We start from the raw sequence: 20,485 nt of genomic DNA, 5'->3' as shown, positions 1-20,485 counted from the left end.
TCAGAACGGTTTCTCTCCAGAAACAGTAATACCCATTGATCGGGCCGTTCCAGCAATCATACTCATTGCTGCTTCAATTGTAAAACAGTTTAAGTCTGGCATCTTAGTCTCAGCGATTACTCGCACTTGATCCCAAGAAACAGATCCTACTTTTTTCAAGTTTGGTTGTGCCGAACCTGATTTTACCTTAGCTGCTTCCAATAACAAAATTGGCGCAGGAGGCGTTTTTACAACGAAATCAAACGATTTATCCGCGTAATAAGTAATTAGGACCGGCAATACTACGCCGTTTTTATCTTGGGTTCTAGCATTGAACTGCTTACAGAACTCCATGATATTTAATCCTTTCGAACCTAATGCAGGACCGATGGGCGGTGAAGGATTGGCTTGGCCACCTTTGCATTGAAGCTTAACGTAACCAGCTATTTCTTTTGCCATATTAAAACATCGTTTTTAAGTGAATTATTGAGATTTATCTGCCAATAAGGGTGGAAGCTTCCTTATCTGATGTACCTCGTTTTGATCTTCCAGCGTAACAAACCTTCCAATCCATTCATCCGTTTGATATTCAATCGAATAGAATGCCGCTTTTTAAACGGACTGCAAAATTAGAAGATTTATTTGATATACCAAAGCTAATTGCCAATTATTCAAATTATTATTCCTTTGTGCATCTAAGTTCTAGGTAACCATTGATTATACGTTCGATGTGATAGCCTAATTTCATTAAACGGATTTGGTTATATAGTTATATGAGTGTACCGAAAACAAGGGATCCTGCCCATATACTGTAAATATCCCTTTTAAATATACACAAGCTACTGTGATTCCATTCACGAAGCCAATAGAGAGAATAAACAAGCAAAATAATTGGGCAATCAGATAGTGGGCAACGTCTTTTTCTGTCAGGTCAAAATATACCTGTTTGCCTTCTGGCACATCAATTAAAATTCGGGAGGGAGGATATTGGAAAATATTGAAGCGAAAGACTATTTCAATAATATGATTTCCAGGAGGTAAATGAAAGGTATCTTGTTTCTCTAAGTTGTTACTAAGGATTTCTTGAGTTCGTGCTTTTTTGATTGATAGGTGCTGAAAATTTAATATTAAACCAGGACAGGATATGGTGATTTCGGGCATGTTTTTAGTGGTTTGTAGATGATGGCTTCTGATTATTTGTACAGATAAAGCAAATTAGAATAAAATAAAAAACCCCAACCAAGAGGTTAGGGTTTCTCAATCCAACATCTATTAATTTTATTTCTCCACTTGAGAATAATTCAATTCTAAAGGAGTATTTCTTCCGAAGATTTTTACCATTACAGATAATTTCTTGCTATTCTCGTGAATCTCTTCCACTGTTCCTTCAAAAGTTGCAAATGGCCCGTCAATAACTCGCACCGTTTCACCTTTGATGAAAGATACCGAAGCAAAGTCTTCTACGGCGGCCGACTCATCAACCTTACCTAAAATACGATTCACTTCAGATTGACTTAAAGGCATCGGTTTTTTTACCACGACTTTCACTTTTTTCGTCTTTCCGCCTTCAATTTTAGTTTCTTCAATTTCCTCATTCATCGTTTGAAGAAAACCAATTACACCCGGTGTAGAAGTTAAAATGTGACTCACCTCACCTGCCAAATCCGCCTCAATCATGATATATCCAGGAAATAGATTTTTCTCACGAATCACCTTTTTCCCTTTTCTGATTTCATAAATCTTTTCGGTAGGAATCAATATTTGGGGAACAGCATCTGCTACGCCTTGACGAGCAATTTCGTTCTCCATATATGTTTTCACTTTTTTCTCTTGTCCTGAAATTGCTCTCAAAACATACCATTTAGTCTCTGCCATGGCTATTTTCGTGTTAAGGATCGGGTTAAGCCCTGTTAAAATGAACTATAAAATAAATCCAATCCAGATTTGAATGCCAAATCAACTAATCCTACCAAGATGGCAAAAATTAGGGAGGCCACTAAAACCAATATAGAACTTGCTTGAAGTTCGGAAAATTTAGGCCAAGTAACGTTTTCAGTTACTTCTACCCAAGATTCCTTAATTAATGATGTAAAGTTGCTCATATTTTCACCGATTATTCGGCTTTAAAAATTATTACATGGCACGGGCACAAGGATTCGAACCCTGACCAAAGGTTTTGGAGACCTGCATACTACCATTATACTATGCCCGTAGGAGGACTGCAAAATTAGGCAAATTTTCCTAATTCGCAAACCCCTGATTAATTAAAAGCAATTACCACTGAGAATATGCCGTTGGTTCCAAGAATCGTCGAACTGTTCTGGAGTGACTATTGGCATATTTGGGATCATTCGAAATGCGTTTCCATTCTGGATCGGCAGAAAATTTTGCCCAATTTTTATCACGTTCAGCCATATTTTCAAAGCTGATCATGTAGGTTAAGCAAGGTGTATTCTCTCCAGCCAAAACTTCTCCAAAGAAAACTCGATGTAATCCTACGTTTTCAAAAACTTGAAGTTCTGCATCATCAAACATCGCAATTTTTCTACGTAAAGCATCTTCATTATATGATTCATAGGTTCGCCATTCATAAATACGACCTTCATTTTTTGTAGGTAAGCTTAGAGCAGGATGTCCTTTAAAACCTTTGGCTAAATAGGTTGATATTTTTTCAAATAAAGGTTTATCCAAGCCGACCATATCAAAGTAGGCCTTACTTGCTTGTAAATAAGCTTCATCTTTTTCTAATGCGGCTTTGTATCCAGCATATGATTCAAGGGAAGAAAAAGGGATTGTGACAACTAAAATAGCTGGTTCTGGTTTCCCAAGATCTTTGAAAACGCCCACTTTAGATACTCCATACTTGTTTAATGCAGGAATGAGGGCATTGGAAATATATTTTTCTACTACGCCCAAATTGCCTCTAAATTTCATTTGGTAGGTTCTTACTTCATAGTATTCTTGGCAGATGGCCAAGTGACTTAATAAGATAAGTGATAATAACGCAAGGATTTTTTTCATAGCATAATTTATTTCATGGTTCAATCGTTTCAATTTTGGATTGTCTTCATGTAGATTTGACTACAGATTTGACTACAGATTTGACAACTTTTTAAAAGTTGTCAAATCTAAAATTTTAGGCAAAAAAAAAGAGCGGGATAAACCGCTCTTTTTCTATATCAACTAATAAATTAGTCTAAGATTTCAGTTACCTGACCAGCACCTACTGTACGACCTCCTTCACGAATTGCGAAACGAAGACCTTTATCCATAGCTACAGGGCTCAATAATGTAACCTCAATTGTCAAGTTATCACCTGGCATACACATCTCCACACCAGCTGGCAACATGATTTCTCCTGTTACGTCTGTTGTACGGAAATAGAACTGTGGACGGTATTTGTTAAAGAATGGAGTGTGACGACCACCTTCCTCTTTCGACAAGATATAAACCTCAGCCTTGAATTTAGTGTGTGGCTTAACCGAACCTGGCTTACAGATAACCATACCACGACGGATATCAGTCTTCTCAATACCACGTAACAATAAACCTACGTTATCACCAGCTTCACCACGATCCAAAATCTTACGGAACATCTCAACACCAGTTACTACTGATTTCAAGTTTTCAGCTCCCATACCTAAGATATCTACACCTTCGCCAGAGTTGATAACACCTGTCTCAATACGACCTGTTGCTACTGTACCACGACCAGTGATCGAGAATACGTCTTCAACTGGCATCAAGAATGGCTTATCTACGTCACGCTTAGGAAGTGGAATCCAGCTATCAACTGCATCCATTAAAGCATCGATTGTAGCAACCCACTTAGCATCTCCATTCAAACCACCCAAAGCAGAACCTTGGATTACTGGAATGTTATCGCCATCGAATTCGTAGAAAGAAAGAAGCTCGCGAATCTCCATTTCAACTAATTCTAATAATTCTGGATCATCCACCATGTCCACTTTGTTCATGAAAACAACCAATTGAGGTACACCAACTTGGCGTGCCAATAGGATGTGCTCACGAGTTTGTGGCATTGGTCCGTCAGTAGCCGCAACTACTAAAATAGCGCCGTCCATTTGGGCAGCACCTGTAACCATGTTTTTCACGTAGTCAGCGTGACCTGGACAGTCAACGTGAGCATAGTGACGGTTAGCTGTTGAATACTCAACGTGAGCAGTGTTGATTGTGATACCACGCTCTTTCTCTTCTGGAGCAGAGTCAATGGAAGAGAAATCTTTCTTCTCAGCTAGACCTTTTTCAGAAAGAACTTTTGTGATAGCAGCAGTCAAGGTAGTTTTACCGTGGTCAACGTGGCCAATAGTACCAATGTTTACGTGGGGTTTACTTCGGTCAAAATTCTCTTTTGCCATGATTATTTAGTTCTTAATTTAGTTATAAAAAGTTTCAAAATGTGCTAATCGAAGCTACTCTTGCGAGTATTTAGGTATTTTAGAGCCTTTGAGCAGGATTGAACTGCCGACCTCTTCCTTACCAAGGAAGTGCTCTACCACTGAGCTACAAAGGCCTTTACCCTAGGGCCAATAGTAGGTCTTCTGGGCCCTACCAATATAAAAATCGTCTATGAGTTTCCTCATAGAACGACATTTATTGAGCGGGAGACGGGGCTCGAACCCGCCACCTATAGCTTGGAAGGCTATCGCTCTACCAAATGAGCTACTCCCGCTGGTACTTAACAACACAAAAACTTGGTACTTTCCTGTGTGCGAATGGTGGGGACAGATGGATTCGAACCACCGTAGGCATTCGCCAGCAGATTTACAGTCTGCCCCATTTGGCCGCTCTGGTATATCCCCCTCTTTCTAATTTCAGTCAAACGTTTTACTGAAATAGTTCGCAAAAGTAGCTCAAATTTTGGTATCCACAAACACCTTGGTCAAAAATTTCTAAATTAATTTTATAATAATCGTAAACCAAAGCTAAATGCCTGTACATCCGGTCCTTTCCCTTTCTCAAATAATGGACTTAGATCATAGGAGAAAAATAAATCTGGGAAATGTTTCAAAGCAAACTCAGCTCGGACACCATAGCGTATTTGATTGACAAATAAATTCGAGGTGTTCTTATGTAAATTATCCGTCTTATCTTCAATTGCTTTTGTGTAACTGTCTAAACGATAGGATACATAACCTCCCAAACCAATCATTTGTACTGCTGATTCTTTGGAATAGGTCCAATGTGGCATAATTGGTAATGTTACATAGCTAACCGTCATTTTATTTTTTGACAATACTGTCTCGCCTCCATTGCTGTTAATAATCGGTTGGAAAATGACAGCGTCAGTCCCTTTTTGAATGATTCGATTATGATCGAACATGAAATTATACCAATCAAATTGTAAACCATATCCTAAATTAAACCTAGATTTTGGATTAGAAGCTAGTCGGATCGATCTTGAAATTTCTAGACCTACATATCTTGAACCCATTGGTTTTAATCCGAAATCGGTGGACAACAAAGGGGCAGGAAACTGGGCAATGCTCACGGCTGGCAAATTGCCTGATGTTCCATTTAAGCCTAAATACAGATTTAAGCCTTTTCGCTGGTAGAAATTTCGATCTTTGGCCTGTATTTTAGTAGAGTCTTTGCCCCAGATTACCCTGGTGACTTCATCCCCTTCTTTTACTTGCACACCATTCCAACCTACATGAACCTCTTCATTGCCTTCCTTGACATGAATGCCCTTGAGTCCAACTTCCACTTGTTTGTTGTTAGAGCTGGGGGAGCCTGCTGAGTTTGCCTTGGCTACCGATACGCTTTTAGTGCCATTAAATCCAGTTTGATGTAGTTTGATATTGACATTTTTACCCCCTATACTAACGACAATGGATGTGTCTTTCTCATTATCAGCTTGAACGGCCTTGCGGATGCTTTGCCACAAGCTATCTTCCATGACTATCCCATTTTTTGCAAAAATCGCCTGTAATTCTTCTTTTAGTGATTTTTTTGAATTATTGGGATTGCCAATGATTTCCTGATTTCGCTTATCTATTTTTAATAATAAGGAATCTTGATTTGGTCTAGCTAATAGACCTGTGCTAAGTAGGATGAATCCTAAGATGAATAAATTTTTCATATTCTTTAAAATTGAAATGTTCTTTGTACTACTTGTTCGGTTTTGATATATGTATTCACCACCTGGTGAATACTGTTTTCTAGTTTGGGGTCTCCCTGCTTTAAAGTTTGCCAATCTACAGGTTCACCATCGATGGCCTGTCTTAATTGTTTCACTACACGACCAAACAAGGAATTTCTTTTTTTGCTAGGCTCCGGAACATAGCTATTTTCTTTCTCCTGATTGTTCGCTTGGCTGGGTTGAATGTCAATTAATAATTCGACACTTTCTTCCTTCGCCAATAAAGCGGGTTTTTCTTTTTCCAATGTCCTATTATCAGCTAAAATAATCGGGTTGGTATTGGATTTACTTTCGTCTATTTCTGGAATAGATTCTGGTGTATATCTTGCCTCTTGGACGGTGGTAGCGTGGGAAGTATGGCTGACCACTTCTAAGGTATGATTTGCGATCGTTGGATTAGTTGGACTAATTTTTTCTCCGATTTCAGGCGTATTCGTTTTTGGTAAATTTTGAACTGGGGTATTAGCCTCAGTTTGAATGTGGTGGGCTATTTTAGAATCGTCCACCAATGCATCTGGATTGGATAATTGCCACCAACCTATACCAAAGGAAATTAATAAAACAGCAGCCCAAGACCATTGTCGGCGATGAATGATGAAAGGGGCAGCCTTTCCTTTTTTCTCGTCAAGCTTTTTTTCAATTTGATTCCAAATAGCGGCTGGAACTTCCTCTTCGTGAGAGTCTAGTTTTTCCTGCCATTTTTTTTCAAGGGAATCCCAATTGTCAACTGATGATTTTTTCATGCTTGTAATTCCTTTAATTTATTCTGTAATATTTGTCTTGCTCGTGAAAGCTGTGACTTCGATGTGCCTTCTGATATTTGTAACATGTCGCCAATCTCAACATGTGTATAGCCTTCTATGGCGTATAAATTAAATATCGTCCGATAGCCTGGAGGTAATTCCAAAATTAAATTTTGAATTTCCTCTACTCCCAAATGCATTAAAGCATCTTCGGGATGGGCAATATCATATGTTTCATTAATGTCTTGATCATAGCGATTGGAAGTTTTCCGAATTTTCATCAGTGATTCATTCACCATGATTTTTCGAATCCAACCTTCAAAACTTCCTTGGCCTTGGAAATTTTCTATTTTACTAAAGACTTTCATGAAACCCTCCATCAATGCATCTTCCGCATCTGGACCTACTCCTAAATAGCGCTTACACACCGCCATCATCTTACCAGCGTTTACTTGGTAGACAATTTGTTGAGCTCTTCTGTCTTGTTTTTGGCAAGCCTGAATCAACTCATGTTCGCTCTTGAAGGGTAGTAAATTTTTACTCAATGATTATAGAACTTATTTGAATGTAAAGATGTGCATTAAACATAAATGGTTGCATGGGTTTGAAAAGATTTTCAAAATTCCTTTCTTTACGCAGATTTAATACATATGCCAAACTCTGCACCCATTGGGATTTTTGATAGTGGAATCGGGGGCCTTACCCTAGCTCATGCCATTACAGAATTGATTCCTCAAGAACCCATCATTTATTTTGGTGATACAGCTCACTTACCTTATGGGGACAAATCCGCTACGGCCATTCAAGCATATTCGGTTAAGATTTGTAATTTACTCTTAGAGAAAAATTGTAAGTTAATTTTGATTGCTTGCAATTCAGCTTCGGCAGCGGCTTATGATTTGGTGAAAACCTATGTCGGGACAAAAGCTGTTGTGGTCAATGTGATAGATCCTGTCATTCAATATTTGGATCAGCAGTGGGCAGGTAAAACCTTGGGTTTGATTGGTACTAAGCAAACCGTGAATTCAGGAATTTATGCTCGAAAGGCAGAAGCTTTGGGTAAGGATATCCATATTCAATCCTTGGCCACTCCATTATTGGCTCCCATGATTGAAGAAGGTTTTTTTAATAATACCATATCAGAACAGATCATTCGAGAATATTTGGAACAGGATGTTCTCAAGAATATCGAAGGTTTAATTTTAGCTTGCACGCATTATCCGCTAATCAAAGCGCAGATAGATCAATTTTATGAAGGCAGAATACCTGTTATCGATACCTCTCAGATTGTGGCTCAAGAAATTAAACGTATTTTGAATCAACAAGACTTGTCGATACAATCTGGAGTTATCGGTTCCCGGCAGTTTTTTGTATCAGACTATACTGATTCGTTTGAGAAGTCCACTCAACTATTTTTTGGAGAGGCTATAAAATTAACCCAATATCCTATTTGGGATTAATTATTGCCCTAGAATTTGACTTACTTTTTGGCGGATTCTAAATTTTGCGATCCGTTCTTGCTGTTCCTTTTTGCTTTGGCGGAACCATAAAAATGCGATGGCACCAACTAATAAATAGGGTGCAGACAATAAATATAATATCCCTGTATTCAAGCCCGTTGCGATATTCGATCGACCATTGGAGATGGTACTTTCAACTGTCGTACGGCACATGGCACATTGTGCTAAACTATCGAATTGAATGAACACAAAAAATAAAAAGAAGCAAAGAATAAATTTCTTATACATAATATGGGGCAATTAATAAATAGACCAATACACCCGTGATACTAACATATAACCAAATTGGGAATGCCCATTTGACTAATTTTTTATGGGATTCAATTTGTTCCGTTAAGGCATAAAATATGGCCTTTAGTACCAAGCGAACTACACCGATGGAAAGTAAAATATGAGAAAAAAGTAATATGTAATACGTAGGTCTTAACCAGCCAGAACCTCCAAACTTAGTAGGTTCATTAGAAATATGATAGCTCACATAGGATACTAAAAATAGACTTCCTAAAACAAAAGCAACCCCCATTAGTTTTCGGTGCATTTCGACGTTTTTGTTTCTGATAGCAATAAAGCCCAGAATCAATATGATCGAACAAGTGGCATTTAATACACCATTTACGTGGGGAAGTATTTTAGTCCATGTACCTAAGGGTAACTTGGTTTGAATGGCATTTAGCAGGGCTACTGCAATGGGAATGACCAAAGACAAAATATTGACTATTTGATTATTTCTAGGAGTATTTTCTATCTTATAAGCAGCCATATTATTTTTCACTTTCGTAAATCTGTTTTAATACTTTGATTTCCATCATGAGGCGATCGACTTCTTTTTTATCGGTACCATTGTAGAAACCGCGAATGTGTTTTTCCTTATCTATGAGTATTAACCTTTCAGAGTGGATAAATGTTTCATCTGGATTTTTAATTGCTTGATCATATTCAGAAGCGTCTGCCAAAGGAACATGAAAACCTTTTAACGCTAATGGATAAATGGTTTTTTTATCTCCAGTTAAAAAATACCATTTGCCTGGTTTTGCATCAAATCGAATCGCATATTCTGCTAGCTTTTTGGGTGTATCAAAATGTGGATCAACCGAAATGGAGAGAAGTTTAATGCCTTCGTCCTTGCTAAAAGTATCTTGTAATCGGCTTACTTGTGTTGTGATTTTAGGGCAAATTGTGGTACAGCGAGTAAAGAAAAAGCTCGCTACATAAATTTGATTATCAAGAATCTTAGAGGAAAAAGGTGCTCCATTTTGGTCAGTAAGCTGAAAAGGAGGTATACGAAAGAATACGGTATCCATGTCGGATTCATTCCAACGAGGATTCAATCGTTTTTCCATTTTGATTTCACCGGTTGTGGAATCAATTTCTGGAATATAGCGAGGTAATTGAAAATGATTATTACCAAATTCATGCAGGCCTATATATAATAAGACAGGCACTATTAAAATGGTTAATAAAATGCCTGTCTTTTTAGTCATGCGCCAATAAGAGTTTAGGGTCTACTAATATAAATGACCACCTTCGTAGATTAGGGCTACTAGTAACCATACTACGAATACAGTAGGGATTAAAACAGCCCAGATAAGGGTTTTAACTTCATGTTTTAAGTGCATGAATTCTCCTACGATATAAAAAGCTTTCACGATTGTCATACCTGAAAATATAGCTACACGCAAGGTGTTAGCTGGCAATGTAAAGGCAATAACGAATTCGATTGCTGTAAGAATTAAAAGAATCCAAAAAGTTTTCCAAATAGCACCGGTTTGTGGAGCTGGGATTTCTTTTTCTGAGGTTTCGTGTGCAGTAACGTGCGAAGCCATATGATGTGGGAATTAAATATTAAACAAGATAAAAGAAGGTAAATACAAATACCCAAACAAGGTCAACAAAGTGCCAGTATAAACCAACTTTTTCAACCATTTCATAATGACCTCTGCGCTCATAAACACCTGTGGCGGCATTGAAGAAGATCAATATGTTCAAGATAACTCCTGAAAATACGTGAGTACCGTGGAAACCTGTAATAAAAAAGAATAAGTCAGCAAATGCAGGAGGACCATAAGGGTTGCGAACTAAATTAGCTCCTTCAATCGGTGTCATAACTCCATCTACCAATTGTTTTGCTGCTAAAGAAAGATCTTCTGGCCCATGTATGAAGTGACCCCATTCCCAAGCTTGAGAGCCTAAGAAAGTGAATCCACCTACGATGGTCCAAAGCATCCATTTTTCAACATCTTTACGATCACCACGGTGTCCAGCTTCTACAGCCAATACCATAGTAACTGAGGATGCAATCAAAATGAAAGTCATGATACCTACGAATACCAAGGGTAATGAAATTCCGTGCAAGAATGGAACTGCTTCAAACACTTTTTCTGGGATTGGCCAGTGTTGTGTTGAAAAATAGAAATCACTAGGACTTCCTTCCCAAGCTGGTTGACTGAAACGAATCATTCCATAGGTCACTAAAAGTGCTGAGAATGTAAAGGTGTCAGAAAGTAAGAAAAACCACATCATTAGTTTTCCATAACTAGCTTTAAGAGGTTCAGAACCACCTGTCCAAGTTAAATTTTCAGGAACAGTAGGGGCAGCGTGTGCAACTGACATGAGGTAATAGCTTAATTGTTAAACACTAAAAATAAAAATAAATAAATCCACAATGCATCTAAAAAATGCCAATAAGTGGAACAAATTTTAATTTGAGTAAGGGCTTTGGCATTGATTTTCATTCGGAATGCAGCAACTAGCGCTACAATTAACACAATCAATCCGGAGATTAAATGGAGACCGTGAAGACCCGATAAAACGTAGACAAATGACCCTGATGGATTACCAACGAAATAAACGTTCATTTCGACTAATTGTACCCATCCGAAATATTGTAAAACTAAAAACAATAATCCGAGCACAAAAGTAATAGAAATACTTATTCTTAACGCATTAAATTGGTCTTTTTTTGCGGCTAATAATGCAAAATGCATGGAGGCACTGCTAAGAAGTAAAACTACACTACTAATCCAAAATAAATTAGGTAGTTGAAATTCTACCCAGTTTCCTTCTGCTTTCCGAACTAGGTAGGCACTAGTAAATGCAGCAAAGAGCATAATAATAGATACTATGAACAACCACATGGTGAATATTTTAGGATTCACTGATCGTGTTGCTTTGGCTTCTATAGAATTGGTTTCTACGTTCATGTTATGAAATTTTATCAAATAAAAAGGCAATTTGTACAACTAGCAAATAGAAAAATGATCCAAACATCATCCATCGTGCGGCCTTATCTGTCGGGCGCATCATTAGATAAAAAGTTTGGCACAAGAATAAGGTTCCAGCTATTACCGCAATAATCGCCGATTGAATTCCTGTCATGTGCAACAGATAGGGAACAAGCCCTAGGGGTACTAAAAAGATGGTATAAATCATGATGGTGAAAGCCGTTTTCATGTCTTTCTTTCCATCATTCGGTAGCATTTTAAATCCTGCTTTTTTGTAATCGGCATCAGCAACCCAGGCAATTGCCCAAAAGTGAGGGAATTGCCAGAAGAATTGGATCGCAAATAATATACCGGGTTCCCAGCCAAATTCATTGGTAGCAGCGAGCCAACCAATCATGGGAGGGAAGGCTCCGGGGATAGCACCAACAAATACTGAGATAGGTCCAACACGTTTTAATGGAGTATAAACAAATCCATATAATATATAGGAGATAAGACCTATGATAGCAGCTTTCCACGACAAATAGCTAAGTAATCCTAATGAAATAAATAGTAGGATAATTCCATAAACTTTGGCTTGCTGAGGTTGCAAAACTGCTGTGGGCAATGGCCTTTTCGCTGTTCTTTTCATCAATTTATCGTAATCAATTTCTTTTAATTGATTGACGATGTTGGCTGCTCCTGTGAGTATAAAACCAGCTAAGGAGATTAATATAATTTGAAACGTGGTATGTTCAATGGGGGCCAATAAATAGCCAAAGGTACCAGAGAATGCTACCGTAATGGATAGTCTGGATTTTAATAGAGCTATATATGGTTTAACGATTGACATGTTATACGTCTGTACTTGTTTTAATCCAAGTGTTCATATGTAAACCTAGAATCACAAGGGAAATGGTTAAATGAATGGCTTGGCTTCCTAAAGGTAAGTTGACATAAGCCATTAATATTCCTGTGATTAAGGATATACTTAAGAAAACTAATAAATAGGTACTATAGTTTTTGAGAGTACTAATTTTTGCTTTATTTATTTTATTCCAGAGAACTAAATGACTAATTAATACTACCCATGAAAACGTCCTATGGATAATATAAATATTTCCTAGGTGGCTAACCCATGTGGATTTTTCGCTTTCTCCATATTGAACAATCACATGGTCCATTTCTTCTCTCACTTGCGTGCCTAGTACAATTTGCACGAGAATGATCAATAAATTGATTAATACGATTGTTCGAATCGATGCGGGAATTTCAATAGTAATTTGTTTGACATGTAAGGCCTTGAATAAAAGAAATAGGACACCAATGCTCAATAACATGTGTAAGGTGACTACACCCGGCAATAAGAAGGAGTCTACCACATATTTACCTAAGACGGCATTGCCTAAAACAAGCAATAAGGCTAGAAATGAAAGTATAAATTCTTTCTTCCCTGATTTGAATGCTAATATGGTCGTGATTAAAACGAAGAGACCCGTTAATGCTCCGATGAGACGGTTGATGTATTCAATCCAAGTTTTAGTTGGGTTAAATAATACCTCACCATGTAATTTTTCCTTGTAGGTTATCTCATAATGAAGGGGTAATTCGGATTCTTTCGTTGGAGGTATAAATCTCCCAAAACACTTTGGCCAATCTGGGCAACCCATACCTGATCCCGTACTTCGAACGATTCCCCCAGCTAATATTAGAAGGTAAATACAAAGTAAAGTAACAAAGCCAAATTTTTGGAATGTCATGGTAGTAGGGAGAAAAAAAAAGATGCATCCAAATGAGAATCATTTCGATGCATCTTTTTAGGTTATTTGTTTTTATCGGTTGTAACTCTCGTTCTGAGCCGCTAATAAACTTTCAATTTCCTTCTCTTTTGCAATCTCATCATTCTCTTCAGGAAGATTGGATTCAGGAGTTGCGGAGTGAGGTACGGTCTGAGGGATAAAATCTGCCTCAGAACCTGGTTTACTGTAATCATATGGCCAACGGTACACAGCAGGAATTTCACCTTCCCAGTTACCATGTCCAGGTACAATCGGTGTTGTCCACTCCAATGTATTTGATTTCCAAGGGTTTTGTGTAGCACGCTTTCCTTTGAAAATAGAATAGAAGAAGTTAAAGAAGAAAATCGCTTGTGCTGTGAAAGTAATGATAGCAGCAAAAGAAATAAATGCATTTAAATCTGTAAATGCCGATTCTCCATCATTTCCTAAAGCAGTAAATGAGTAGTAACGTCTTGGGAAACCAGCAATACCCGTGTAGTGCATTGGGAAGAACACAGCATATACACCTACAAATGTGAACCAGAAGTGAATATAACCAGCTGTTTTGTTCATCATTCGTCCAAACATTTTAGGAAACCAGTGGTAAACACCAGCCATTAATCCGAAGAATGAAGCTGCACCCATTACTAAGTGAAAGTGAGCTACTACGAAATAGGTATCATGTAAGTTGATGTCCAAAGCCGAGTTTCCTAAAATGATACCTGTTACACCTCCTGAAATAAACAGGGAAACAAGACCAATGGAGAATAACATAGCAGGGGTGAAAATGATATTTCCTTTCCAAAGTGTGGTAATGTAGTTAAAACCTTTAACCGCTGATGGAACAGCAATGATTAGGGTTAAAAACATGAATACCGAACCTAGGAATGGGTTCATTCCCGTTACGAACATGTGGTGAGCCCATACGATAAATGCCAATACTGTAATACCCATCATAGAACCAATCATAGCGCGATAACCGAAGATAGGTTTACGTGCATTGGTTGCAATAACTTCTGAAGTCATACCTAAGGCTGGTAATAATACGATATATACCTCTGGGTGACCTAGGAACCAGAATAAGTGTTGGTACAAGATCGGGCTACCTCCCATGTTAGGTAAAGCTTGACCTTGAATATAAATTTCAGACAAATAGAATGATGTACCAAAGCTACGGTCAAAAATTAATAACAAAGCAGCTGATAACAATACAGGGAAAGATAATAGACCTAATACCGCAGTAAAGAAAAATGACCAAATGGTTAATGGCATTTTAGTAAATGTCATACCACGTGTTCTCAAGTTTATGATGGTACAGATGTAGTTGATACCCCCCATTAATTGAGATACAATGAATAAAGCCATACTCGTCAACCATAACGTCATCCCTAATCCTGAACCAGGCATAGCTTGAGGTAATGCACTTAATGGTGGGTAAATTACCCAACCACCTGAAGCCGGTCCTGTTTCAATAAATAAAGAAGAAAACATGATTACTGACGACAGAGCAAAGAACCAATAGGATAACATATTGATAAATCCAGACGCCATGTCGCGGGCTCCAATTTGTAATGGAATTAAGAAGTTGGAGAAAGTACCTGATAAACCTGCTGTCAAAACAAAGAACACCATGATGGTTCCATGCATCGTTACCAGTGCCAAATAGAATTCTTTATCCAATTTACCTGACTCATCAATCCACTCACCTAAAATAGGTCTTAACCATTCTAAGCTCATATCAGGGAAGCCCAATTGCAAGCGGAAGATGATCGATAAAGATCCTCCGATGAATGCCCATAGGATACCTGAGATTAAATATTGTTTTGCAATCGTCTTATGATCTTCTGAAAAGATGTACTTACGGATAAAACCAAGTTCATGATGTTCATGTTCGTGATCATGACCATGATCGTGTCCATGAGCGATTACTTCTTCAGTAGTTGATATGGCTGTTGACATAGGTATTATTTTTGCTAAATTCTTTCTAATTATTTGACACTTACGGCTTCTACTGCAGTACTATCTGTTGCAATTGGCTCAGCTGGAATATATTTACTTGCTTTCGCTTTAAGATTCTCAGGTACTTTAGACAAGTAGGCAGGATTCATGGTTAGGAAGGGTTTTTGTTCCGCTACCCATTTTTTGTAGTCAGCTGGTTCATCCACGAAAACGGTAATAGCCATACCGAAGTGACCACGTCCACAAATTTCTGTACAGTTTAACTTATAGTTGAAATCCTTCTTACCTAATTTGGCACGCATTTCATCTGTAGATATGGTTGGTGTGAACCAAAATTTGGTTGGCATACCAGGAACAGCATCCATTTTAACACGTTGGAAAGGTAAATATACGGAGTGCAAGACATCTTGTGCTCTGATTTTCAATAAGACTGGAACTCCTTTTGGAAGGTGTAATTCACTGGCAGTAAAATCATCGAATGTATTTTTGTCTGTAAAATCTAAACCTAAGCTATTGGTTTCGTCAATTAATTTGTAATTAATATTACCTAATTGGCTATCATCATTACCAGCATAACGTACATACCAACCAAATTGGTGACCAGTAACCTCAATTACTACCGCATTACTTGGTGCTTGAGAAGTGATATCTCGCCAAGTTCTCCATCCTGTAAATACTAAGATAGCCATAACAATCGCTGGAATGATTGTCCAGATAATTTCTAGCTTGTGGTTTACCGGATAAAAAGTAGCTTTTCTATTTTTATCATTACGGTATTGGAATGCAAAAAAGAACAACAATGAGTTGGTGATAAAAAAGGCAAAGGTAACTACTGCCATAGATATCCAGAACATCGAATCTGTTTTTACACCATGAGCTGAAGCGGCTTCAGGAAGAAAATCAGGTTGAGAATGTAAGAATGACCATACACCAGCAATTGTCCCAAATAGCCAAAAGAGTAAGAATCCAACGGCATTGCTATTATTATGTGAATCTAGAGCAGAATCTGACTCATTTTCACCACTAAGGTTTTTGTTAAGCTTCAAACTTTTACTGATAACAGTAATCGCTAAGATGAAGAATACAACGGATAAAAGACCAACTAGGTAATTCATATGTTTTATTTGTTAGAATCTTGCTTTTAAATATTAAATATCGTGGTGTACTGCTTCTGGTAAGAATGGGTGGTTCTTTGCTATTAATGATGCTTTTGTCAATTCATCGCTTATGATATAAATGAAAGCAGAAGCAAAAACAGTAACCATTCCAAACTCCACTAAACCGTATCCTGCATGACCTCCTAAAACGCCTGGCATTATCATTTGGTAGAAATCAATGTAGTGACCTACGATGATAAGGAAAGCAGCGATCTTCAAGAAAATACGCGTTCTTTTTGCATCACGTGTCATAAGAACTAGAAAAGGGAAGAAGAAGTTTAAGAAAACCATCAAAATTTCTGAAGTTTTGTAAATTTTATTGTGACCTTCCCAACGCTCTAAGAAATAAATGATTTCTTCCGGCATGTTGGCATAATAAATCAACAAGAACTGCTCGAACCAAACGTATGTCCAGAAGATAGAAAAGGCGAACATCAACTTACCTAAATCGTGTAAGTGATTTTCATTGACATAAGCCATATACCCTTTATCCTTTAATAACAAGATCGTTAATGTAATTACGGCTAAGCCTGTTACATGCCAAGATGAGAACATGTACCATCCGAACATGGTCGAGAACCAGTGAGTATCAATGGACATAACCCAATCCCATGCAAACATGGAACTAGAAGCACCAAATACAACAATAAAAGCTGTAGAGATGCGTACCATTTGAGTAAATAAATCAGTACCTCCAATTAAATCTTCTTCCAATGATTTCTTGCGAAGAACGGTCCATAAACCAATCCAAAGGGCAAAGAATCCAACCAAACGAGCCAAGAAGAAAGTCTTATTTAAATAACCTGATTTTCCAGCAATGATTTTATCATAGTTTTCATTGCCTACTTCAGTAACACCATGGTGCATCCAATGGAAAATTGCATCTCCTTTGAAGAAGAATACCAATAATAAAATAGGAAGTGTGATATATAAGAATTTAGGAAATGCTTCTGGAACACGCTTCATAACTGATGACCAACCTGATTTAGTTAAGTATTGTAATGAAACAAAGAACATTCCGATGATGGCAATACCTGTAAAAAATACCGCATTTAACCATACGTTAGCCCAAATACGATTAGTCCAATCATAATGTTCTTCAGTAGCCGGTTGGTGGGATACCGCACCGCCTGAAAGGTGTTCTGCGGCAGCTTCATGGCCTGCTTTTACAGCGTCATGTCCTGCATTGGCAACTTCGTGGCCACCAGCTTCACCTTTGGATAAAAGATATATTCCAAGCACTAAAGCTACTACTCCGGCAATGAAAGCATATATAACTCTTTTTTTGCCTTCAGAAGTGAATTCAAAATGCTCTTCAACGTTTGCTGGGGAAAAATGTGAGTGTCCCGCCATTTTATCTGGTATTTTAATTTTTAATAATTGAACTATTGATTTTGTAATTCATGTACATAAAGTACAATTTTCCAACGATTGGCTGAGGTAATTTGTGAGCCATGAGGCCACATTCTTCCTTTACCATGAGTAATCACGTGATAGATATGACCATCGTTCAAGGTTTTTAATGCATCGCTCGAATATACGGGAACCCCTTTGTACATTTTGGCTACCAAACCATCGCCTTTACCTGTTTCACCGTGGCAGTGTTGGCAATATCTTTCATATTGTAATTTTCCTGCTTCGATATTTTCAGGAGTAGCTGCTAATGGGTTTTTCAAAGCTGCAGCTGAGTAGGTGATACTATCGTTAGGAATAGTTCTTGAGATCAAATCTTGATGTAAGAGTTCTTTTTGTAAGGAATCGCTTCCTGTGTATTTGCTTCTAGCAACTGTTCCTGCTACTGGTTGACGCATGTTCATTCCATAAGGATTGATGGTATTGGTGTCACCATCAGTTTGAGTCATTGGCTCATAAGCAACGGAATGGTACATATTTGGAGCAAATTCTGTTCCTGTATCATTGTGGTCGTCACTGCAAGAGGACAATAAGCCTAGGGCTAAACCAGCAAATAAAACGAATTGGTATCTTGGATTCAACATTTTGTTATGCTTCTTCGTGAACAATTGTTCTGGGTTAATTATTTAACATTTACTTCAATCGCACCTGAGTCTTTCAAGGCTTTCTTGATATCATCGGCACTTACTTTTTTGTTTTTGTCAACATTGATTGCCATAACAAATTTGTCGTCCGTGATTCTAAGATCTAATAAATCTGGTTGGTTACCAGGATATAAGTTATTGGAAATACAAAAGGTAGTCACCAATCCAAATGCAGTAAACAATACGGTTCCTTCAAAGGTAACTGGAATCCAGTTTGGTAGAGCAAAGAAATCTTTACCTCCAATGATCATAGGCCAGTCAAAAACCATGGTATAGCTAATTAACGCTAATGCACAGGTTAATCCCAATACACCAAACATGAAGGCTGCAATAGGTAAGCGCGTACGCTCATGCCCTACAGCACGATCCAATCCGTGAATCGGAAAAGGAGTGAATACGTCTTCAATTTTGATGCCTTTGGATTTTACCTCGCTAACTGCGTGTAACACCTCATCCTCATCATCGTATACACCTAAAATGTAGTTAGTTGTCGAACTCATATTGTTTTAATTTCGAATTGCAAATAAATTATTCTTCGGTTTTTTTCGATACTTTTTTCTTTTCAGGGAAATTGCTTGATACCCCTTTCATGACTGATTTCACCTCTGCCATATTTACTACCGGCAAATATTTAGCGAATAAGAAGAATAAGGTAAAGAATAAACCGAAAGAGAAAATGTAATCACCAATATCATACATGGTTGGAGAGAACATAGCCCATGAAGAAGGTAAGTAATCTCTATGTAAAGATGTGACGATAATCACAAAACGCTCAAACCACATACCCACGTTTACAACGATGGATAAGAAGAAACTCACCATTAAATTGGTACGAATCGCTTTTGACCAGAATAATTGTGGAGAGATTACGTTACATGTCATCATCATCCAATATGCCCACCAATATGGACCCGTTGCACGGTTGATGAACGCATAGCTCTCATATTCTACTCCTGAGTACCAAGCGATGAAGAATTCAGTTAAATAAGCAATACCTACAACAGAACCAGTTACTGTGATAACGATGTTCATCATTTCAATATGCTCAATGGTAATATAATCTTCCAATTTGAAAACCACACGTGTGATTAACAAAAGTGTTTGTACCATGGCGAAACCTGAGAAAATCGCACCTGCCACGAAATATGGAGGGAAGATTGTCGTGTGCCAGCCTGGAATGACCGAAGTAGCAAAGTCCATGGATACAATCGTGTGTACAGAAAGTACTAGGGGAGTAGAGATACCAGCCAAAATTAATGACATGTATTCGTAACGAGCCCAAGTCTTAGATGAACCTGTCCAACCTAAGCTGAACAAACCATACCAAAATTTACGTCCTTTAGTGGTAGCACGGTCACGTATAGAAGCCAAATCAGGCACTAAACCCATGTACCAGAATAATAAAGAAACAGACAAATACGTCGAGATCGCAAATACGTCCCAAACCAATGGAGAGTTAAAATTAACCCAAAGAGAACCGAATGCATTTGGAAGAGGTAATGCCCAATGAGCTAACCAAGGGCGACCCATGTGAGCCAAGATGAAGGATGCAGCACAAAGTACGGCAAAAATTGTCATCGCTTCTGCTGAACGGTTAATGGATGTTCTCCATTTTTGACGGAATAATAATAATACGGCGGAAATCAATGTACCGGCGTGACCAATACCTACCCACCATACGAAGTTGGTAATATCCCATGCCCAACCTACGGTTTTATTCAAACCCCAAACCCCAATACCTTGCCACCAGGTATAGAATAGACAGTAAGCTCCATAGATAAATACAATAGAAGATATACCGAAGGCCCATTTCCATTCTTTGGTGGGTTCCCCTTCTACCTGCTTGCAAATATCGTGGGTAACATCGGAATAAGATTTGCCACCAGTAACTAGTTTCTCTCTTATGGGTGATACAACGTGCGACATATT

At 38.0% G+C, this 20,485-nt stretch carries 24 protein-coding genes and 4 tRNA genes; 1 reads left to right on the top strand and 27 read right to left on the bottom strand.

The features are described from left to right. From rplK to G9H65_RS09095, 13 genes are all read right to left on the bottom strand, one after another. Positions 1–438, bottom strand: coding sequence for a 50S ribosomal protein L11 (gene rplK / locus G9H65_RS09155; protein WP_109321960.1), 438 nt, complete (start codon positions 436–438; stop codon positions 1–3). A 288-nt stretch (positions 439–726) separates the two neighbouring features. Next, positions 727–1,140 carry a hypothetical protein gene (locus tag G9H65_RS09150; RefSeq protein ID WP_166375034.1) on the bottom strand — a complete coding sequence of 138 codons (414 nt, stop codon included), beginning with the start codon at positions 1,138–1,140 and terminating at the stop codon, positions 727–729. Between the two features lie 117 nt (positions 1,141–1,257). Further along, positions 1,258–1,854 carry a transcription termination/antitermination protein NusG gene (gene nusG / locus G9H65_RS09145; RefSeq protein WP_166375033.1) on the bottom strand — a complete coding sequence of 199 codons (597 nt, stop codon included), beginning with the start codon at positions 1,852–1,854 and terminating at the stop codon, positions 1,258–1,260. 35 nt (positions 1,855–1,889) lie between these two features. Continuing rightward, on the bottom strand, positions 1,890–2,081 hold the full coding sequence (gene secE / locus G9H65_RS09140) for a preprotein translocase subunit SecE (RefSeq protein ID WP_166375032.1): 192 nt from the start codon (positions 2,079–2,081) through the stop codon (positions 1,890–1,892). A 36-nt stretch (positions 2,082–2,117) separates the two neighbouring features. Further along, positions 2,118–2,191, bottom strand: a tRNA-Trp gene (locus G9H65_RS09135). Between the two features lie 62 nt (positions 2,192–2,253). Further along, complete coding sequence (locus G9H65_RS09130) at positions 2,254–3,000, bottom strand: NIPSNAP family protein (RefSeq protein ID WP_166375031.1); 747 nt, start codon at positions 2,998–3,000, stop codon at positions 2,254–2,256. Positions 3,001–3,170: 170 nt separating this feature from the next. Beyond that, complete coding sequence (gene tuf / locus G9H65_RS09125) at positions 3,171–4,358, bottom strand: elongation factor Tu (protein ID WP_166375030.1); 1,188 nt, start codon at positions 4,356–4,358, stop codon at positions 3,171–3,173. Between the two features lie 83 nt (positions 4,359–4,441). Continuing rightward, a tRNA-Thr gene (locus G9H65_RS09120) sits at positions 4,442–4,513 on the bottom strand. 86 nt (positions 4,514–4,599) lie between these two features. Then, a tRNA-Gly gene (locus G9H65_RS09115) sits at positions 4,600–4,672 on the bottom strand. 44 nt (positions 4,673–4,716) lie between these two features. After that, a tRNA-Tyr gene (locus G9H65_RS09110) sits at positions 4,717–4,802 on the bottom strand. A gap of 101 nt (positions 4,803–4,903) precedes the next feature. Beyond that, positions 4,904–6,082 (bottom strand): outer membrane beta-barrel protein, encoded by a 1,179-nt coding sequence (locus G9H65_RS09105; RefSeq protein WP_166375029.1) that lies wholly within the window; start codon positions 6,080–6,082, stop codon positions 4,904–4,906. 5 nt (positions 6,083–6,087) lie between these two features. Beyond that, positions 6,088–6,885 (bottom strand): hypothetical protein, encoded by a 798-nt coding sequence (locus G9H65_RS09100; protein ID WP_166375028.1) that lies wholly within the window; start codon positions 6,883–6,885, stop codon positions 6,088–6,090. Further along, a complete protein-coding gene (locus G9H65_RS09095) occupies positions 6,882–7,430 on the bottom strand; it encodes an RNA polymerase sigma factor (RefSeq protein ID WP_166375027.1) in 549 nt (182 codons plus the stop codon). Before G9H65_RS09095 ends, G9H65_RS09100 begins: the two co-directional genes overlap by 4 nt. Positions 7,431–7,535: 105 nt before the next feature. On the opposite strand from G9H65_RS09095, the gene murI reads away from it, so the two are divergent. Further along, positions 7,536–8,345, top strand: coding sequence for a glutamate racemase (gene murI, locus G9H65_RS09090; protein WP_166375026.1), 810 nt, complete (start codon positions 7,536–7,538; stop codon positions 8,343–8,345). On the opposite strand, the gene G9H65_RS09085 is transcribed toward murI, so the two are convergent. The 14 genes from G9H65_RS09085 to nrfD all read right to left on the bottom strand — a co-directional run bounded on the left by G9H65_RS09085 (position 8,346) and on the right by nrfD (position 20,482). Continuing rightward, on the bottom strand, positions 8,346–8,633 hold the full coding sequence (locus tag G9H65_RS09085) for a hypothetical protein (protein ID WP_166375025.1): 288 nt from the start codon (positions 8,631–8,633) through the stop codon (positions 8,346–8,348). Next, positions 8,626–9,177 carry a DUF420 domain-containing protein gene (locus G9H65_RS09080; protein WP_317164415.1) on the bottom strand — a complete coding sequence of 184 codons (552 nt, stop codon included), beginning with the start codon at positions 9,175–9,177 and terminating at the stop codon, positions 8,626–8,628. The genes G9H65_RS09085 and G9H65_RS09080 overlap by 8 nt, the downstream gene beginning before the upstream one ends. After that, positions 9,167–9,886 carry an SCO family protein gene (locus G9H65_RS09075; RefSeq protein WP_166375024.1) on the bottom strand — a complete coding sequence of 240 codons (720 nt, stop codon included), beginning with the start codon at positions 9,884–9,886 and terminating at the stop codon, positions 9,167–9,169. Before G9H65_RS09075 ends, G9H65_RS09080 begins: the two co-directional genes overlap by 11 nt. Before the next feature lie 24 nt (positions 9,887–9,910). Continuing rightward, positions 9,911–10,228, bottom strand: coding sequence for a cytochrome C oxidase subunit IV family protein (locus G9H65_RS09070; protein WP_109321973.1), 318 nt, complete (start codon positions 10,226–10,228; stop codon positions 9,911–9,913). Between the two features lie 19 nt (positions 10,229–10,247). Further along, positions 10,248–11,015, bottom strand: coding sequence for a cytochrome c oxidase subunit 3 (locus tag G9H65_RS09065; protein WP_166375023.1), 768 nt, complete (start codon positions 11,013–11,015; stop codon positions 10,248–10,250). A gap of 11 nt (positions 11,016–11,026) precedes the next feature. Then, entirely contained in the window at positions 11,027–11,605 is a 579-nt protein-coding gene (locus tag G9H65_RS09060) for a cytochrome c oxidase subunit 3 (RefSeq protein ID WP_166375022.1), read from the bottom strand. Between the two features lies 1 nt (position 11,606). Then, positions 11,607–12,458: a heme o synthase gene (gene cyoE, locus G9H65_RS09055; RefSeq protein WP_166375021.1), complete on the bottom strand. Its 852-nt coding sequence runs from the start codon at positions 12,456–12,458 to the stop codon at positions 11,607–11,609. Between the two features lies 1 nt (position 12,459). Further along, complete coding sequence (locus G9H65_RS09050) at positions 12,460–13,365, bottom strand: COX15/CtaA family protein (protein ID WP_166375020.1); 906 nt, start codon at positions 13,363–13,365, stop codon at positions 12,460–12,462. A gap of 72 nt (positions 13,366–13,437) precedes the next feature. Further along, entirely contained in the window at positions 13,438–15,342 is a 1,905-nt protein-coding gene (locus G9H65_RS09045) for a cytochrome c oxidase subunit I (protein ID WP_166375019.1), read from the bottom strand. 29 nt (positions 15,343–15,371) lie between these two features. Further along, positions 15,372–16,457, bottom strand: a complete 1,086-nt coding sequence (locus tag G9H65_RS09040) for a cytochrome c oxidase subunit II (RefSeq protein WP_166375018.1) — start codon at positions 16,455–16,457, stop codon at positions 15,372–15,374. Between the two features lie 33 nt (positions 16,458–16,490). Beyond that, entirely contained in the window at positions 16,491–17,852 is a 1,362-nt protein-coding gene (locus tag G9H65_RS09035; protein ID WP_166375017.1) for a quinol:cytochrome C oxidoreductase, read from the bottom strand. A 32-nt stretch (positions 17,853–17,884) separates the two neighbouring features. Beyond that, on the bottom strand, positions 17,885–18,496 hold the full coding sequence (locus tag G9H65_RS09030) for a c-type cytochrome (protein WP_166375016.1): 612 nt from the start codon (positions 18,494–18,496) through the stop codon (positions 17,885–17,887). A gap of 38 nt (positions 18,497–18,534) precedes the next feature. Then, positions 18,535–19,056, bottom strand: coding sequence for a DUF3341 domain-containing protein (locus G9H65_RS09025; protein WP_166375015.1), 522 nt, complete (start codon positions 19,054–19,056; stop codon positions 18,535–18,537). Between the two features lie 28 nt (positions 19,057–19,084). Then, on the bottom strand, positions 19,085–20,482 hold the full coding sequence (gene nrfD / locus G9H65_RS09020; RefSeq protein ID WP_166375014.1) for an NrfD/PsrC family molybdoenzyme membrane anchor subunit: 1,398 nt from the start codon (positions 20,480–20,482) through the stop codon (positions 19,085–19,087). Positions 20,483–20,485: the final 3 nt, after the last annotated feature.

Origin of the sequence: Aquirufa ecclesiirivi (assembly GCF_011250515.1) — a bacterium.
GTDB lineage: Bacteria > Bacteroidota > Bacteroidia > Cytophagales > Spirosomataceae > Aquirufa > Aquirufa ecclesiirivi.
This window is presented reverse-complemented; position numbering and strand designations above follow the sequence as displayed.

Bases quoted from the DNA above. Each gene is read 5' to 3' on its own strand.
- G9H65_RS09050 (WP_166375020.1), bottom strand. From the start codon at position 13,365: ATGACATTCCAAAAATTTGGCTTTGTTACTTTACTTTGTATTTACCTT.
- G9H65_RS09075 (WP_166375024.1), bottom strand. From the start codon at position 9,886: ATGACTAAAAAGACAGGCATTTTATTAACCATTTTAATAGTGCCTGTC.
- G9H65_RS09150 (WP_166375034.1), bottom strand. From the start codon at position 1,140: ATGCCCGAAATCACCATATCCTGTCCTGGTTTAATATTAAATTTTCAG.
- G9H65_RS09030 (WP_166375016.1), bottom strand. From the start codon at position 18,496: ATGTTGAATCCAAGATACCAATTCGTTTTATTTGCTGGTTTAGCCCTA.
- G9H65_RS09130 (WP_166375031.1), bottom strand. From the start codon at position 3,000: ATGAAAAAAATCCTTGCGTTATTATCACTTATCTTATTAAGTCACTTG.
- G9H65_RS09060 (WP_166375022.1), bottom strand. From the start codon at position 11,605: ATGAACGTAGAAACCAATTCTATAGAAGCCAAAGCAACACGATCAGTG.
- nusG (WP_166375033.1), bottom strand. From the start codon at position 1,854: ATGGCAGAGACTAAATGGTATGTTTTGAGAGCAATTTCAGGACAAGAG.
- G9H65_RS09070 (WP_109321973.1), bottom strand. From the start codon at position 10,228: ATGGCTTCGCACGTTACTGCACACGAAACCTCAGAAAAAGAAATCCCA.
- G9H65_RS09025 (WP_166375015.1), bottom strand. From the start codon at position 19,056: ATGAGTTCGACAACTAACTACATTTTAGGTGTATACGATGATGAGGAT.
- G9H65_RS09035 (WP_166375017.1), bottom strand. From the start codon at position 17,852: ATGGCGGGACACTCACATTTTTCCCCAGCAAACGTTGAAGAGCATTTT.
- G9H65_RS09085 (WP_166375025.1), bottom strand. From the start codon at position 8,633: ATGTATAAGAAATTTATTCTTTGCTTCTTTTTATTTTTTGTGTTCATT.
- rplK (WP_109321960.1), bottom strand. From the start codon at position 438: ATGGCAAAAGAAATAGCTGGTTACGTTAAGCTTCAATGCAAAGGTGGC.
- G9H65_RS09040 (WP_166375018.1), bottom strand. From the start codon at position 16,457: ATGAATTACCTAGTTGGTCTTTTATCCGTTGTATTCTTCATCTTAGCG.
- tuf (WP_166375030.1), bottom strand. From the start codon at position 4,358: ATGGCAAAAGAGAATTTTGACCGAAGTAAACCCCACGTAAACATTGGT.
- secE (WP_166375032.1), bottom strand. From the start codon at position 2,081: ATGAGCAACTTTACATCATTAATTAAGGAATCTTGGGTAGAAGTAACT.
- G9H65_RS09100 (WP_166375028.1), bottom strand. From the start codon at position 6,885: ATGAAAAAATCATCAGTTGACAATTGGGATTCCCTTGAAAAAAAATGG.
- G9H65_RS09105 (WP_166375029.1), bottom strand. From the start codon at position 6,082: ATGAAAAATTTATTCATCTTAGGATTCATCCTACTTAGCACAGGTCTA.
- G9H65_RS09045 (WP_166375019.1), bottom strand. From the start codon at position 15,342: ATGTCAACAGCCATATCAACTACTGAAGAAGTAATCGCTCATGGACAC.
- nrfD (WP_166375014.1), bottom strand. From the start codon at position 20,482: ATGTCGCACGTTGTATCACCCATAAGAGAGAAACTAGTTACTGGTGGC.
- G9H65_RS09065 (WP_166375023.1), bottom strand. From the start codon at position 11,015: ATGTCAGTTGCACACGCTGCCCCTACTGTTCCTGAAAATTTAACTTGG.
- murI (WP_166375026.1), top strand. From the start codon at position 7,536: ATGCCAAACTCTGCACCCATTGGGATTTTTGATAGTGGAATCGGGGGC.
- cyoE (WP_166375021.1), bottom strand. From the start codon at position 12,458: ATGTCAATCGTTAAACCATATATAGCTCTATTAAAATCCAGACTATCC.